Raw genomic sequence first — 16,100 nt, 5'->3', positions numbered from 1 at the left:
AGACCGCTCACGCCGTCGCACCTCCGTCACGGCCCTCGCCGTGTCCGCCGGGGGTGGTCCGGCCGGCTCCGACGGGAAGCGCACGGTCCCAGAACTCCCGGGCGAAGCGGGAGAGCGCCCCGCGCTCGTCGTCACCGGGCGGTACGCCGCGGTCCACGGCCTCGGTCAGCCCGGTCTCCCAGGGGAGTTCGCCGGCCAGCGGCAGCCCGAGCAGCCGGGCCGTCTCGTGCTCGTCCAGCCCGCGGCCGTACCTCCCGCCCTGCGGGCCGCCCGGGGGCCGGACGACGGCGCGCAGGTCACGAAGCACCATCCGGGCCCGTCCGGCGACACGATGCGAGGCCGCGACGGCGCGCAGTTCGGCCGGTACCACCAGCAGTCCGAGATCCAGTTGGGCGAGGACCTCGGTCACCGCCTCGTCCATCCGCCGCGGCAGGTCGACGACCACCACACCACCACGCCGCCGGGCTGCTCCGAGGACGGACCTCATCGCGTCCCCGGAGATCGTTACGGAGTCCCCGCGGTCCCAGCTGAGCACGCTCAAGCCGTGCAGCCTCGGCAGCGACTCCTCGAACGCGGCGCCGCCCACCCGGCCCCGCGACTCGGCGAACGCCGGCCATCGCAGTCCCTCCGTCCTCTCTCCGCCGAGCAGGACGTCGAGTCCGCCGCCCAGCGGGTCCCCGTCGATCAGAACCGTCCGCCGGCCGGCGCGCGCCGAGGAGAGCGCCAGCGCGCAGGCGAGGGTGGAGGCTCCCGCCCCGCCGCGCCCGCCGAAGACGCCCACGGTCAGCGCGGGATCTCCGACGCCTTCCGCCGCATCGGCGATCCTCCCGGTGAGCCAGCTCTCCGCATCGGGCAGCAGCACCACGCCCTCGGCACCGATGCGCACGCCGCGCTCCCACACACCCGGGTCGTCCATGTCCCGGCCGACGAGCAGCACCCCGGCCCGGCGGGCGCCACGCGGCGGGCCGGTGCCGGCCCCGGCGAGCCCCCCGGCGACGCCCGCGCAGTCGTCGCCCACCAGCACCAGCGGTGCGCGCTCCCACGCTTCGGCCGCGGCCCAGCAGGCCCACGCGGCGCGGTCGGTGGGCACTCCGTGTGCGACCTGAGCCTCCGCACCGGCCGCGGCGCACAACCGCAGCAGATCGTCCAGCAGGCCGTCGTCCTCCGTGACGATCAAGACGTTCTCCGCCACTTCGCAGCTCCCTTCCCACGTCATTTCGTCGCGTCCGCAAACGGCTGCGGACGGCTTGCGGGAAACAACGTGCCGCGCACCGGAGAATCGTGTGGATCATGGTGGGAAACGGTGGACTACCCGGCAGTTGTGAATAACTCCGGGCCCCGAACCGGTGACTTTCGCAGAAGAACCACGCGATCACGCACGGTGACGGTTCACTGGTGGGCGAGACGCCGGCCCGGAACCGGCGCGCGGCGGGGAGAAGAGCGGACGGAACCGCTGACGGGAAGACACCCGGACATGCGACGACCCCCGCCGGGGGGGAGAGCGGGGGTCGTCTCCACGGCCGACTCGGGGGGGAGGAGTCGGGCCGGGTTAGCACGGTCGCGAACGATCCGTGACTTCCATGGTGTACCCGAGAGCCTTCTCAGGCAAACCCACGCGCCACAGCTTACGCCGAATGGTGGGCCCCTATGCTCAGTGCCGTGGAAATCCAGTCGCTGCCCCGTACGGCCGCCTTCTTCGACCTGGACAAGACGGTCATTGCGAAGTCGAGCACGCTCACCTTCGGCAGGTCCTTCTACCAAGGTGGCTTGATCAATCGCCGGGCGGTGCTGCGCACGGCCTACACCCAGTTCGTCTTTCTTCTGGGTCGCGCCGACCATGCCCAGATGGAGCGGATGCGGCAGTACCTGTCCGCCCTCTGCCGCGGCTGGAACGTGCAGCAGGTGAAGGAGATCGTTGCGGAGACCCTGCACGAGCGCATCGACCCGATCATCTACGACGAGGCGGCCACCCTCATCGAGCAGCACCATCTCGCCGGCCGTGACGTGGTGATCGTCTCCACCTCGGGCGCCGAAGTCGTGGAGCCCATCGGTGAGATGCTCGGCGCCGACAAGGTGGTCGCGACCCGCATGGTGGTGGAGGACGGCTGCTTCACCGGCGAGGTGGAGTACTACGCGTACGGGCCGACCAAGGCGGAGGCCATCGCGGAGCTCGCTGCGTCGGAGGGGTACGACCTGGGCCGCTGCTACGCCTACAGCGACTCGGCCACGGACCTGCCGATGCTGGAATCGGTCGGCCGTCCGCACGCCGTCAACCCGGACCGCGCGCTGCGCAGGGAGGCGCTCGCACGGGGCTGGCCGGTGCTGGGCTTCAGCCGCCCGGTACGGCTGAAGCAGCGCCTGCCCTCGTTCTCCCTGCCCTCCCGCCCGACGCTCGCCGTGGCGGGTGCCGCCCTGCTCGCGGGCGCCGCCACGGCCGCCGCGGTGTGGTACAGCGGCAGACGGCGTGCCCGCTTTGAGACTGTTTGAAGGCGAAAGTAAAGATGTCCGGGCGGGGGTTCCACTCGATCTCCGCCAGCGGTACAAAGGAGTCAACGGCCCGCGAGACCGGCGGCATCCGAGAGGATCCCGTTCACGCAACATGGCCCCACGGACCGGACGCATGAACACCGGGCACCCACGCGCAGCCGACCCGCGATTCGGGCCAGTCGCACCAGGAGACGGGCAAAGTCCCGACCTGATGGACGCTATGTGGAGCACGCACTGGTAACTCGGTGAACATGCCAGCGGCGGTACCGTTCGCGGTGCCGCCGCATCCTTGCACCCGACGTGCTTGCTGTCGCGGACCGGAGAACCCCGGTCACCGCGAGCCTCCGGGGCGGAGGGTCAGGCGGCACCGCGCTGGAGCGCCTCGCACACCGCCGTGCTCTCCCTGCTCCCCAGTTCGACGGCCTTCCCGCAGTGGGCGAGCCACTCCGCCATGCCTTCGGGTGTGCCGGACGCATAGCCGGCGAGCGCTTCCAGGTAGTCGGCGGCGCCGACCTCCGCATGCCCGACCTCCGACGGACACACCGCCTTCGGGTCCAGCCCGCTGCCGATGAGAACGATCCGTTCCGCCGCGCGGGCCACGAGCCCGTTGTGCGAGCGGAACGGACGCAGCGCCAGGATCTCGCCATGCACGATCCCCGCGGTCACCAGCGCAGGGGCGGACGATCCGGCGACCAGAAGCCGCCCGAGACCGTCCAGGCGGCCGGCCACCTCGTCGGCGTCCGGCAGCGGCACGCCCGGCACGGCCGGATCGCGCGTGGAGTCGACCGACTCGCCCGCCAGCCGCGGACGCCCCACGGCCTCGTTCCCTCCGGCTCCGCCGGCGGCGACCAGATGGAGCCGGGCGAGTACCCGCAACGGCGACTGACGCCAGACACTCAGCAGTTGCCCGCACTCCGCCGTCACCCGCAGCGCCCCGCCCACGGTGCGGGCCTCCCCCTCGACGCCGAAGTCGCTGCGGCGCCGGACCTCTTCCAGCGCCCAGTCCGCGCCTGCCAGCGCCGCGGAGGCCCGCGCCCCGCGCAGAGCCGCCTCGGAGCGGATCTCGGCGCTGCGGCGCCGCATCACCCGGTGCCGGTAGACCCGGTCGACGGATTTCCGCACCGATTCCACCGCCTCGGCGACGCCGGGCAGTTCGGCGAGCGGAGCCAGGGGATCTTCGGCAGGACGACCGGCGGGGTTACTCATGCGTATGAGCCTACGCACCCCCGCCGTGGCCCATACCCCTCGATCGAGTGGTCTTGTTCACTCACCTTCACCACTCCTTGTGGTCATACGGTTACGCTGATGAACATGAAGATCGCTTTCGTCGGCAAGGGCGGCAGTGGCAAGACCACGCTGTCCTCCCTGTTCATCCGCCGTCTCGCCGCCGTGGGTCTCCCGGTCCTCGCCGTCGACGCCGACATCAACCAGCACCTGGGGGTCGCCCTGGGCATGGACGAGGAGGCTGCCGCGGCGCTGCCCGCGATGGGCGCGCACCTGCCCCTGGTCAAGGAACACCTGCGCGGGTCGAACCCCCGCATCCCGTCCGCCGACAAGATGATCAAGACGACGCCTCCGGGTGAGGGCTCCCGCCTGTTGCGGGTGACCGAGGACAACCCGGTCTTCGACGCCTGCGCCCGCAGGGTGACGCTGGACGAAGGCACGGTCCGGCTGCTCGTCACCGGACCGTTCACCGAGTCCGATCTCGGCGTCGCCTGCTACCACTCCAAGGTCGGCGCGGTGGAACTCTGCCTGAACCACCTGGTGGACGGTCGTGACGAGTACGTGGTGGTCGACATGACCGCCGGCAGCGACTCGTTCGCCTCCGGCCTGTTCACCCGCTTCGACGTGACGTTCCTGGTGGCCGAGCCGACCCGCAAGGGCATCGCGGTGTACCGGCAGTACAAGGAGTACGCACGGGACTTCGGCGTCGCGCTGCACGTGGTGGGCAACAAGGTGCAGGACGCCGACGACCTTGCATTCCTCCGATCGGAAGTGGGCGACGACCTGCTCACCGTCCTCGGACACTCGGACTGGGTGAGGTCCGCCGAACGGGGTCGTCCGCACCCTTTCAGCGCACTCGGCGAGACCGATGCCGCCGCGCTCGCGGCCCTGCACATCGCCGCGGACGAGACGTACGAGCGTCGCGACTGGGAGCGGTACACCCAGCAGATGGTGCACTTCCACCTGCGCAACGCGGAGAGCTGGGGGAACGCACGAACCGGGGTCGACCTGGCCGCCCAGGTCGACCCCGGCTTCGTGCTCCGGGAGTCCGCGCTCACGGTCGGCGCACCGCAGCCGGTCTGACCGCCGACTGCGGTCGGCTGCGGTCGGCTGCGGTCGGCTGCGGTCGGGCGGAGCCGACCGGTCTACCTGGCGTCGGGCGCCGCAGGGGGAGCGGCGGCGGACGGCGCCACCGGCCGGGCGGCCTTCCCGGCCAGGAACTGCTCCCATCCACCCTTCGGCTTCTCGCCGACGCCCAGTGTGCGCAGCTTCGCCAGCACGCGCGGGTCCTGGACGTCGAGCCAGTCGACGAGCTGCTTGAAGGAGACGCAGCGCACGTCCTCCAACGGGCACACCGTCTTGATGACTTCGGCGAGGCCGTCCATGTAGATGCCACCGTTCCACTGTTCGAAGTGGTTGCCGATGATCATCGGGGCGCGGTTGCCCTCGTAGGCGCGGCGGAAGCCCTGCAGGAGCCCGTCGTGCCACTGGCGCTCCCAGTACGCCCGCCTGGCGGGGTCGCCCTTGACCGTGCCGGACTGGTTGGCGAGGAAGTTGTAGTCCATCGACAGGGTCTCGAACGCACGCCCGGGCATGGGGATCTGCTGCAGGGGCAGGTCCCACAGCCCTTCCTCCTTGCCGGGCCACACCTGGGTGCCGTTGCCGCTGGAGTCGTAGCGGAACCCCATGTCCCTGGCTGCGGGGAGCAGGTTGTCACGGCCTTCGAGGCAGGGGGTGCGGCCGCCGATCAGCTCCTTGTCGTAGTCGAAGGGCAGCGGGGGCATCCCCTTCCAGCCGGTGGTGGTCTTCCAGTGCTGGACGAAGTACTTGGACTGCCTGATCTCGCTCTTCCACTCCTGCACCGACCAGCTGCCGACGCCGCCCGGACCGCAGAAGTGCCCGTTGAAGTGGGTGCCGACCTCGCTTCCGTCGAGCCAGGCGAGGCGGAGCTGTTCGAGGGTGGCCCGGATGTCCTCGTCGTCGAGGTAGCCGATGTCGGACGCGCCCACCGAGTGTCCGGGCGGGTGGTAGCGCGCGCGTTCCTCTTCGGGCAGCAGGTAGATGCCGCTGAGGAAGTAGGTCATGGAGGCGTCGTACTCCTTCGCCAGCTTGCGGAAGCGGGAGAAGAGGCGGTTCCCGTCCTCGCCGGCGCCGTCCCACGAGAACACGACGAACTGGGGCGGTTTCGCGCCGGGTTCGATCCTGGCCGGAACCGGCTGGTGCGGCTGCCGGCCGGTGACGGCGGTGGAGCCGTCCCCCAGCAACCGGGGCTTGGTGCGGGGCGCCTCGTCGTCGGAGCTCCGCGACGACCGGCCGTCGTCGGTGTCCTCGCCCGCGGGGCCGGCGCATCCGCCGAGCAGCAGTGCCAGGGCGGTCAGCGTGGCCGTACCCGCGGCCCGGCGTCTCCTGACGGTCATGGGCTCACCTCATCCTCACAAGTCGGGAAGAACAGCCGTCCGGCTGATGTGCGCGACGGACGCCGCCCCAACGTGACACCGGGAGGAGGGAAGAGCCGGTATGACAAGCGGACTTGCTGACTTTTTCACTCGCAAGGCGGAACATTCGCAGTGATCATCACCGCCGACTTCTCCAAGTCTTTACGTTCCCTTACGCTTCATTTACCACTACTGAGAGTAGTCATGATCTTTCGCTTGTCGCGTCTGCGCAGGTGACGACGCATACGCCATACGCCCGGAGGTGACCGAACGATGCCGTCCACCACCCCCGCACGCACTCCACGCAGCGCCGGCGAAGCCCTCGGAGAGAAGAGCCACGCTTCCCGTGACCCGGACCGGATTCGCCGTCGAAACCGCCGTGTCGCCGACCTGTCGGCGTCCGTCACGGTCTTCCTGATCGCCCTGCCGCTCTCTCTCGGCATCGCGCTGACGGCGGGGGCTCCACTCCAGGCCGGACTCGTCGCCGCCGCGGTCGGCGGCATCGTCGGGGGGCGGCTCGGCGGCGCACCGCTCCAGATCGGCGGACCCGCAGCCGGTCTCACGGTCGTCACCGCGGACCTGATCAACGTCTACGGCTGGCGCACCACCTGCGCACTCACCGTGGGCGCGGGCCTGGTGCAACTCGTTCTCGGCCGGCTCAGGGTCGCCCGGTCGGTGCTCGTCGTGAGCCCGGCGATCGTGCACGGCATGCTGGCGGGCATCGGCGTCACGATCGCCCTGGCACAGCTGCACATCGTCCTCGGCGGAAGCCCGGAGCGTTCCGCGGTGGCGAACCTGGCCGCACTCCCGGGGCAGCTCGCCGGCACCCGCCCGACGGCCCTCGCGGTCAGCGCACTCACCGTCGGCGTGCTGCTGGGCTGGCCGTGGCTGCGCCGGCTTCCCGGCGGGGCAGGCGGCGTGCTGGCGAAGGTGCCCGGACCGCTCGCCGCCGTGGGCCTGGCCACCATAGTGGCGACGGCGGCCGGTCTCGGTCTGGCCAGGGTCGACCTGCCTTCGTGGCGGAGTCACGCACTTCCCCAGCTCCCCGAAGGGCCGTTGCTGGGGCTGCTCGCCGGGCTGCTCACGATCATGATGGTCTCCGGCGTGCAGACGCTCCTCTCCGCCGTGGCGATGGACAAGCTCACCGCCGCCCGGACCGGCGACGACCAGGTGCCGCGCGCCGACCTGGACCGGGAGCTGCGCGGCCTCGGCGCTTCCAACGTGGTCTCCGGTGCCCTCGGCGGCCTCCCCGTCGCGGGAGTGGCGGTGCGCAGCTCGGCCAACGTCGCGGCGGGAGCGGTCAGCCGCAACTCCTCCATCCTGCACGGCGTATGGGTGCTGCTCGCAGCCGGTCTGGCCGTCGCGATCCTGGAACGGATCCCCCTCGCGGCACTGGCCGCCCTGGTGATGGTGGTCGGCGTCCAGATGGTGAAGATCTCCCACATCCGGACGGTCACCCGGCACCGGGAGGCACTGGTGTACGCGGCGACGTTCGCCGGGGTGGTGCTGCTCGGCGTGCTGGAGGGCGTGGGCATCGGCATCGTCCTCGCCGTGGCCGTCGCGCTGAACAGGTTGGCCCACACGCGGATCACCACCCGGGCAGAGGGCGACGTCCACCGGGTCCACGTGCGCGGGCAGCTCACGTTCCTCGCCGTGCCCCGGCTCAGCCGGGCACTCGCGCGCGTTCCGGAAGGAGCCGACGCGGTGGTCGAGTTGGACGGGTCGTTCATGGACCACGCGGCCTTCGAGACCCTGCAGGAGTGGCGCGCCACCCAGGAGGCGCGCGGAGGCGGCGTGGAGGTCAAGGGCCGGGAGGGCAGGCAGATCGCCGAGCCCTCCGCCGCTCACGGATGCTCGCCCTGGATGCCGTGGCGCAACCACCAGTGCACCCGCCCGACGTCCGACGAGCGCCCGGAACACACCGTGCGGCGGGGGCAGTTGCTGGGCGGCGTGCGGAACTTCCAGCGGTCCACGGCGCCACGGGTCCGCAAGGAGCTGGCCCGGCTGGCCGCCGAGGGGCAGCGTCCGTCGCAACTGTTCCTCACCTGCGCGGACTCCCGGCTGGTCACCAGCATGATCACTTCCAGCGGTCCGGGAGACCTGTTCACCGTGCGGAACATCGGCAATCTGGTGCCGCTGCCCGGCGAGGAGAGCGGGGACGACTCGGTCGCAGCGGCGATCGAGTACGCGGTGGAGGTGCTCGAGGTCGAGTCGATCACCGTCTGCGGGCATTCCGGATGCGGGGCGATGCAGGCACTGCACACCGCCGACGGGGCCTCCGTGGACGGTTCGCTCGGCAGGTGGCTGCGGCACGGCGCGTCGAGCGTGCGCCGGGCGGCCGAGCAGCCCTGCTCGGTGCCGAGCATTCCGGGCCGCACCTCGGACGCTCTGGAGGCGCTGTGTCTGGCCAACGTGGTCCAGCAGCTCGAGCACCTCGTCGCTCACCCCTGCGTGGCCCAGCGCGTGGCGAGGGGCGCCCTGGAGCTGCACGGCATGTACTTCCACGTCGGGGAGGCGCAGGCGTACGTCATGGATCTCGCACCGTCCCTTCGCGAGGCGCGGCCCGTGTTCCTCCCGGTACAGCCGGAGGACGGAGAGATGAACGGAGAGGTGGGCGGACAGGACGCGCCCGCCCGCTCGGGATGCGCTGCCCACGCCTCCGCAGGGGGAGCAGGACCCTCGTGAGACCGCACGAGGAGATGACCTCAATAGGTCTAAACCAATATTCCGCGTCAACCCTTGTCATGGGGGCGCACGGGCTGATGAGCTAGGCATGGGACACAACGGACACCCTGGGAAAGGGAGATGTCGTGAGTAACGAGAGCCTGGCCAATCTTCTCAAGGAGGAGCGTCGATTCGCTCCTCCCGCTGAGCTGGCCGCCCACGCCAACGTGGCAGCGGAGGCGTACGAGCAGGCGAGGGCCGACCGGCTGGGCTTCTGGGCCGAGCAGGCGCGTCGCCTCTCCTGGGGCACCGAACCGACCGAGACGCTCGACTGGTCCAACCCGCCCTTCGCCAAGTGGTTCGCCGACGGCAAGCTCAACGTCGCCTACAACTGCGTCGACCGGCACGTCGAGGCGGGCAACGGCGACCGGGTCGCCTTCCACTTCGAGGGCGAGCCGGGCGACACCCGCACACTCACGTACGCGGATCTCCAGGGTGAGGTCTGCAAGGCGGCGAACGCCCTGACCGAGCTGGGCGTGAAGGCGGGAGACCGGGTCGCGGTCTACATGCCGATGATCCCGGAGACCGTCGTCGCCATGCTGGCCTGCGCCCGCATCGGCGCCCCGCACTCCGTCGTGTTCGGCGGGTTCTCCGCGGACGCCCTGGCCACCCGCATCCAGGACGCCGACGCCCGCGTGGTCATCACCGCCGACGGCGGGTACCGCAAGGGCGGTGCCAGCGCCCTGAAGCCGGCCGTCGACGAGGCCCTGACCCGTCCGGGCACGGAGAACGTGCGCTCGGTGCTGGTCGTGCGCCGCACCGGCCAGGAGGACATCGCCTGGCACGACGACCGGGACGTGTGGTGGCACGACCTCGTCGACCGGCAGTCCGACCGGCACACCGCGCAGGACTTCGACGCCGAGCACCCGCTCTTCATCCTCTACACCTCCGGCACCACCGGTAAGCCGAAGGGCATCCTGCACACCACCGGCGGCTATCTCACTCAGGTCGCCTACACCCACCACGCGGTCTTCGACCTGAAGCCGGAGACCGACGTGTTCTGGTGCACCGCCGACGTGGGCTGGGTGACCGGACACTCGTACATCGTCTACGGGCCGTTGGCCAACGGCGCCACCGAGGTGCTGTACGAAGGCACCCCGGACAGCCCGCACAAGGGCCGCTGGTGGGAGATCGTCCAGAAGTACGGCGTGACGCTGCTCTACACCGCGCCCACCGCGATCCGCGCGTGCATGAAGTGGGGCGACGACATCCCGGCCAAGTTCGACCTGTCGTCGCTGCGCATCCTCGGTTCGGTCGGCGAGCCGATCAACCCCGAGGCGTGGGTCTGGTACCGCCACCACATCGGCGGGGACCGTACGCCCGTGGTGGACACCTGGTGGCAGACGGAGACCGGCGGCATGATGATCAGCCCGCTGCCCGGCGTGACGGAGGCGAAGCCCGGTTCCGCCCAGGTGCCGCTGCCCGGCATCTCCGCGACCGTCGTCGACGACGAGGCGCACGAGGTCCCCGACGGCGGGGGCGGCTACCTGGTGCTCACCGAGCCGTGGCCGTCGATGCTGCGCACCATCTGGGGCGACGACAAGCGCTTCCTCGACACCTACTGGTCCCGCTTCCAGGACACGTACTTCGCGGGCGACGGCGCGAAGAAGGACGACGACGGCGACGTCTGGCTGCTCGGCCGGGTCGACGACGTCATGCTCGTCTCGGGCCACAACATCTCCACCACGGAGGTGGAGTCCGCGCTGGTCGCGCACCCCAAGGTCGCCGAGGCCGCGGTGGTCGGCGCCACCGACCCGCAGACCACGCAGGCCATCGTGGCGTTCGTGATCCTGCGCGGCTCCGCGGCCGAGGACGAAGGGCTCTCGGAGGAGTTGCGGCAACACGTCGCCAAGCAGCTCGGACCGATCGCGAAGCCGAAGCAGATCCTGGCCGTCGCGGAGCTGCCCAAGACCCGTTCCGGCAAGATCATGCGCCGTCTGCTGCGTGACGTCGCGGAGAACCGTGAGCGGGGAGATGTCAGCACGCTCACCGACTCCTCGGTGATGGACCTCATCGAGGCCAAGATGCCCAGCGCCCCGAGCGAGGACTGAGCCACGACCGCCCGGCGGGGGGCGGCGCCGCCGACGCGCCGTCACCGGGCCGTGCCCGCACGGCCCGGCGGGCGGCGGTGCACGCGTCGCGGGGGCACCGGCAGGCGGAAGGCCTTCCGGTGCCCCCGCAACGCGCGTGGGTACACGCAGGGGGACGATGGTCCGGCATCATCGGATGACCGACCGGTAACCCAACCAGAGGGAGAGAGCGATGAGCACAGCCGCAGACGACCGGAGCCTGGGCCAGCTGGTCGCCTCGGCCACCACCGAGCTGTCCGCCCTGGTCCACGACGAGATCGCGCTCGCCAAGGCGGAGATCCGCCAGGACGTGAAGCGCGGCGCCATCGGGGGCGGCGCCGGCATCGTGGCCGCGGTCCTGCTGCTGTTCTCCCTGCCGGTGCTGTCCTTCGCCGCCGCCTACGGGATCCACAACCTGGGGCTCGGCCTCGCCTGGTCGTTCCTGATCGTCGGCGGAGCCTTCATCGTCCTTGCACTGCTGCTCGCCCTCGTGGCGAAGGCCGCCCTCAAGCGCATCGAGCCGCCGAAGCGAGCCATCACGTCGGCCAAGGAGTCCGCGGCCGTGCTCCAGAACGTCAAGCCGCATCCGCGTCCCTCCGTGTCCGTGGACAAGCAGGTCGTCCGCTCCTCGGTGTCCATGGAGAAGTCCGGGGTGTGACACGCTCAGGCCATGACGCACCCTGACAGCACCGCCGCCGTCGTACGTCCCGACGGGCCGTGGACCCACCGGGACGTGGCGGCGAACGGCGCGCGGTTCCACATCGCCGAGGCCGGCGAGGGACCGCTGGTGCTGCTCCTGCACGGCTTCCCGCAGTACTGGTGGACCTGGCGGCATCAGCTGACCGCGCTGGCGGACGCGGGCTACCGCGCCGTCGCCATGGACCTGCGCGGCGTGGGCGGCAGCGACCGCACCCCGCGCGGCTACGACCCGGCGAACCTGGCCCTCGACGTCACCGGGGTCATCCGGTCGCTCGGCGAGCCGGACGCCGCGCTGGTCGGCCACGACCTGGGCGGCTACCTGGCGTGGACGGCAGCCGTGATGCGTCCCAAGCTGGTCCGCCGGCTGGCCGTCGCCTCGATGCCGCATCCGCGCCGCTGGCGGGCCGCGATGCTCACCGACATGCGGCAGAGCGCGGCCGGCAGCCACATCTGGGGCTTCCAGCGCCCGTGGATTCCGGAGCGCCGGCTCACGGCCGACGACGGCGCCCTGGTGGCCCGGCTGATCCGCGAGTGGTCCGGGCCCAAGCTGGACGGCACCCTGGACGACGACACGCTGGACCGCTTCCGCCAGGCCATGTGCATCCCCTCCACCGCGCACTGCTCGGTCGAGCCGTACCGTTGGCTCGTCCGGTCGATGGCCCGGCCGGACGGCTTCCAGTTCAACCGCCGCATGAAGCGGCCGGTCCGGGTGCCCACGCTGCATCTGCACGGTTCCCTCGACCCGGTGCTGCGGACCCGCAGCGCGGCCGGCTCCGGCGAGTACGTCGAAGCGCCGTACCGCTGGCGCCTGTTCGACGGTCTCGGGCACTTTCCGCACGAGGAGGACCCGGAGGTCTTCTCCGCGGAGCTGATCGACTGGCTGCGCGACCCCGAACCAGATCGCTGAGCTCCGGAAGGCCCCCGCACATATGCCCGAGGAAAGCCCCGGACGAGTGAACGAAGTGCGGTTACCGACCATGGACGCCGGGCAGAGACCGAAGTATGGGCTTGACGCACGACCATCGTGACGTGGCACGCGAGCACAAGGGTCCGAGAAGGGGGCGTCCCGTACGGGGCGGGGACCGGCTCGCTCTCCGAGACCCCCGAGAGCCCGCACTGGGCATCCCGCGCATCCTGGGCCGCCGGGCGCGCTGGTTCGGCGCGCGGCTGAGGCATCCACGCGCCTGAAGCGTCCACCTGGGGCAGGCCGTCCGTGCAGTCGAGGCGTCCGCGCGACCGCCCCCGCGCCGCGCCGCCCGCCGGCGAGCGGGACGGACACCGCGACGCCCTGCGGAGGTCGACACACCGTCAGCAGGGCGCTCTCACGGGCACCTTCGAGGCGGGCGCCGACCACCCTCACACTGCCGTCGCGGCTGCCCTCATGCTGCCGGCGCGGACCGGTCCTCGTGCACCGCGCCCGGGTACCGGGCGCGCCGATCGTCCCGCACCGCCGGAAAAGCGCAGGTTGCCGTCCCGTCACTCCGTTGGGTGATCTGCCGCGTACGCATAGTCCGATCGGGCCATTCAAGATTGGACCCGCAGGGGGTGTTGCGCCGAGGGCAGGCTTCCGTAACGTCCTCAACTGGCAACGGTGAATATGCCGCTTGCCGCCGTGGGGGAGCCTCGATTCGGGAGAGGACGGCACCGGCATGGGCTGGGTTACCGACTGGAGTGCACAGGCCGCCTGTCGCACTACCGATCCGGACGAACTGTTCGTACAAGGCGCGGCGCAGAACCGCGCCAAAGCGGTCTGCACGGGGTGCCCGGTGCGCACCGAGTGCCTGGCCGACGCCCTCGACAACCGCGTCGAGTTCGGCGTGTGGGGCGGGATGACGGAGCGGGAGCGCAGAGCCTTGCTCCGGCGCCGCCCGACCGTCACCTCGTGGCGCCGCCTTCTGGAGACGGCACGCTCGGAGTACGAGCGCAGCACGGGCGTCCTGCCGGACGAACTCGGCGGCCCGGTCGACGACGGCGTGATGCACGGCGCCGCGGCCGACGGCCCGGTGGTGGACGCCACCGCCGCGGTGGTGGACGGTCCGACCGCGGTGATCGCACACGCGGAGGCGCAGTACCGGCGCTACGCCGCGGCTGCCGCGGGCTAGTCCGCAGGCGGACCGGCGGGCCGGCCGCGCGTCTCCGCACCACCTGGTCCGTCCGCGCCCGGGTGGGCCGCCAGACGACCGCCGACGGCACGCAGGCCTTCCAGGTCGTGCACGTCGCCGGGCAGTGCGCCGATCTCCGCCACCGGCACCTCGCGGTGCCGGGCGACGAACCGGTCGCGCTGACGGCGTTCGCGCGCCATGACGCGCATCCGTTCGGCGTGCAGCCGCAGCAGGCCGGCCGCCAGGGCGGCGTCCTCCGGCGCCACGGGTCCCGCCTCGTCCACCTCGTCCACCCCGGACGCCCCGGACGCCTCAGGAGCCGCGGACGCCTCAGAAGCCCCGGACGCCGTAACACCCGGGGCCTCGAGAGCCTCCGCCGCCGCCGCGGCGCGCTCCGCGCTGAGGCTGCGCGCGCCGCTGCCGTGCATCCGGTTGAGCACCAGCCCGGCCAGCGGCATGCGTTCGGCGCCCAGCCGTTCCACGAAGTACGCCGCCTCGCGCAGCGCGTCCCGTTCCGGTGCGGCGACCACCAGGAACGCCGTGTCGGAACCCTGGAGCAGCCGGTAGGTGGCGTCGGCGCGGGTGCGGAAGCCGCCGAACGTGGTGTCCATGGCCGCGACGAACGTCTGCACGTCGCGCAGGAGGGACGCGCCGAGAAGCTTGTCCAGCGCCCCGGTGAACATCGACAGGCCGGCCACGCCCAGGTTCACGAACTTCATACCGGCCCGGCCGCCGACCTTGGCCGGCGCGGTCAGGAGCCGGATGAACTTCCCGTCCAGGAAGGACCCGAGTCGCTTGGGTGCGTCCAGGAAGTCCAGCGCGGAGCGGCTGGGCGGGGTGTCGACGACGATCAGGTCCCACTCGTCGCGCGCCCTCAGCTGACCGAGCTTCTCCATCGCCATGTACTCCTGGGTGCCGGCGAACCCGGCGGAGAGCGAGGCGTAGAAGGGGTTCTCCAGGATGGCGCGGGCGCGTTCCTCGTCCGCGTGCGCCTCGACGACCTCGTCGAAGGTGCGCTTCATGTCGAGCATCATGGCGTGCAGTTCGCCGCCCTTGTCCTCGGCGACGCCCGGTACCCGGCGCGGGGTGTTGTCGAGTGCGGTCAGCCCCATGGACTGCGCCAGCCGCCGTGCCGGGTCGATGGTCAGCACCACGACCTTGCGGCCGCGTTCGGCCGCCCGCAGTCCGAGCGCAGCGGCCGTGGTGGTCTTCCCGACCCCGCCGGAGCCGCAGCAGACCACGATGCGCGTGTCCGTGTCGTCCAGCAGCGGGTCGATCTCGAGCACCGGCACGTCCTCCAGCGCTCCGTGGCTCCGCGCAGCGCCGCCCGTGGCGCCCGTTCCCGTGCTCACTTCCGCACCCCCTGGTCCGCCAGGTCGGCGGCGAACCCGTACAGGCCCGCCAGGTCCACGCCCTCGTCCAGCAGCTCCAGTTCCCACACGGGCAGCCCCAGCGCGTCGACCTCGGCGCGCTCGGCCCGCTCCAGGGCGACCCGTTCGACGTGCTCGCGTCCTTGTCTCAGCAACGGTGCGACGAGCTGCTCCGCCCGTCCGCCGCGCCCCGCGCCGCCGAGGCCCGCGGCTGCGAACGCCCGCGCCAGCCCTGCCGGTACGACGTCCTCGCCGGCCGCCACGGTCGCGGTGGCCGGCTCGTCCAGCAGCCGGGGGCGCAGCATGTTGACCGCCACACCGCCCACCGGCAGTCCGGCGGCCCGCAGTTCGGCGACGCCGTCCACCGTCTCCTGCACCGGCATCTCCTCCAGCAACGTCACCAGGTGCACGGCCGTCTCGGCGGACTTGAGGACGCCCATCACGGCCTGGGCCTGCCGGTGCACGGGGCCGACCCGCGCCAGCCCCGCCACCTCGTCGTTCACGCCGAGGAAGCGGGTGATGCGCCCGGTGGGCGGCGCGTCCATCACCACCGCGTCGTACGCCCACCTGCCGCGCTTGTCGCGGCGCCGCACGGCCTCGCACACCTTGCCGGTGAGCAGCACGTCGCGGAGCCCGGGGGCGATGGTGGTGGCGAAGTCGACGGCTCCTATCTTGCGCAGCGCCCGCCCGGCACCGCCCAGTTTGTAGAACATCTGGAGGTAGTCGAGGAGGGCCCGTTCGGCGTCTATGGCGAGCGCGTACACCTCCCCGCCGCCGTGCGCGACGGCGATCTTCCGCTCCTCGTACGGCAGCGCCTCCGTCTCGAAGAGCTGTGCGATGCCCTGGCGTCCCTCCACTTCGACGAGCAGCGTGCGCCTGCCGTCGGCGGCCAGCGCCAGCGCGAGTGCGGCGGCGACCGTCGTCTTGCCGGTCCCGCCCTTGCCGGTGACTACGTGCAGCCTGCTCACGTGTCGGAGCCTAACCAGGACC

11 protein-coding genes and 1 pseudogene are annotated in these 16,100 nt (G+C 71.6%); 7 read left to right on the top strand and 5 right to left on the bottom strand.

Going from position 1 to position 16,100, the window contains the following annotated elements:
- Positions 1-7: 7 nt before the first annotated feature.
- Positions 8-1,216, bottom strand: a complete 1,209-nt coding sequence (gene ssd, locus RM572_RS16060; RefSeq protein WP_394813616.1) for a septum site-determining protein Ssd — start codon at positions 1,214-1,216, stop codon at positions 8-10.
- A 431-nt stretch (positions 1,217-1,647) separates the two neighbouring features.
- Here ssd and RM572_RS16055 point away from each other — a divergent pair, with 431 nt between their 5' ends.
- Positions 1,648-2,487 (top strand): HAD family hydrolase, encoded by an 840-nt coding sequence (locus tag RM572_RS16055; protein ID WP_311674026.1) that lies wholly within the window; start codon positions 1,648-1,650, stop codon positions 2,485-2,487.
- Between the two features lie 357 nt (positions 2,488-2,844).
- Here the strand turns inward: RM572_RS16055 and RM572_RS16050 are convergent, their stop codons facing one another.
- On the bottom strand, positions 2,845-3,693 hold the full coding sequence (locus RM572_RS16050) for a Fic family protein (RefSeq protein ID WP_311674025.1): 849 nt from the start codon (positions 3,691-3,693) through the stop codon (positions 2,845-2,847).
- 105 nt (positions 3,694-3,798) lie between these two features.
- On the opposite strand from RM572_RS16050, the gene RM572_RS16045 reads away from it, so the two are divergent.
- Complete coding sequence (locus RM572_RS16045) at positions 3,799-4,794, top strand: ATP-binding protein (RefSeq protein ID WP_311674024.1); 996 nt, start codon at positions 3,799-3,801, stop codon at positions 4,792-4,794.
- A gap of 62 nt (positions 4,795-4,856) precedes the next feature.
- Here the strand turns inward: RM572_RS16045 and RM572_RS16040 are convergent, their stop codons facing one another.
- A complete protein-coding gene (locus RM572_RS16040) occupies positions 4,857-6,128 on the bottom strand; it encodes a polysaccharide deacetylase family protein (protein WP_311674023.1) in 1,272 nt (423 codons plus the stop codon).
- Between the two features lie 291 nt (positions 6,129-6,419).
- Here RM572_RS16040 and RM572_RS16035 point away from each other — a divergent pair, with 291 nt between their 5' ends.
- From RM572_RS16035 to RM572_RS16010, 5 genes and pseudogenes are all read left to right on the top strand, one after another.
- Positions 6,420-8,831 (top strand): SulP family inorganic anion transporter, encoded by a 2,412-nt coding sequence (locus RM572_RS16035; protein ID WP_311674022.1) that lies wholly within the window; start codon positions 6,420-6,422, stop codon positions 8,829-8,831.
- Positions 8,832-8,956: 125 nt separating this feature from the next.
- Positions 8,957-10,921: an acetate--CoA ligase gene (acs, locus tag RM572_RS16030; RefSeq protein ID WP_311674021.1), complete on the top strand. Its 1,965-nt coding sequence runs from the start codon at positions 8,957-8,959 to the stop codon at positions 10,919-10,921.
- Between the two features lie 211 nt (positions 10,922-11,132).
- On the top strand, positions 11,133-11,597 hold the full coding sequence (locus RM572_RS16025) for a phage holin family protein (protein ID WP_311674020.1): 465 nt from the start codon (positions 11,133-11,135) through the stop codon (positions 11,595-11,597).
- A 12-nt stretch (positions 11,598-11,609) separates the two neighbouring features.
- Complete coding sequence (locus tag RM572_RS16020) at positions 11,610-12,545, top strand: alpha/beta fold hydrolase (RefSeq protein ID WP_311674019.1); 936 nt, start codon at positions 11,610-11,612, stop codon at positions 12,543-12,545.
- 742 nt (positions 12,546-13,287) lie between these two features.
- Positions 13,288-13,638: pseudogene (locus RM572_RS16010) on the top strand (WhiB family transcriptional regulator); the annotation flags it as partial.
- Between the two features lie 98 nt (positions 13,639-13,736).
- Here the strand turns inward: RM572_RS16010 and RM572_RS16005 are convergent.
- Together RM572_RS16005 and RM572_RS16000 are read right to left on the bottom strand one after the other, a co-directional pair.
- On the bottom strand, positions 13,737-15,092 hold the full coding sequence (locus RM572_RS16005; RefSeq protein ID WP_449657220.1) for an ArsA family ATPase: 1,356 nt from the start codon (positions 15,090-15,092) through the stop codon (positions 13,737-13,739).
- The gene (locus tag RM572_RS16000; protein WP_311674018.1) at positions 15,089-16,078 is read right to left on the bottom strand and encodes an ArsA-related P-loop ATPase; all 990 of its coding nucleotides are present in this window, start codon (positions 16,076-16,078) and stop codon (positions 15,089-15,091) included. The genes RM572_RS16005 and RM572_RS16000 overlap by 4 nt, the downstream gene beginning before the upstream one ends.
- Positions 16,079-16,100 lie beyond the last annotated feature (22 nt).

This window comes from Streptomyces hazeniae, from assembly GCF_031845485.1.
Classification (GTDB): domain Bacteria; phylum Actinomycetota; class Actinomycetes; order Streptomycetales; family Streptomycetaceae; genus Streptomyces; species Streptomyces hazeniae.
Note: the sequence above shows the minus strand (reverse complement) of the source record. Positions and strands in the feature narration are given on the sequence as shown.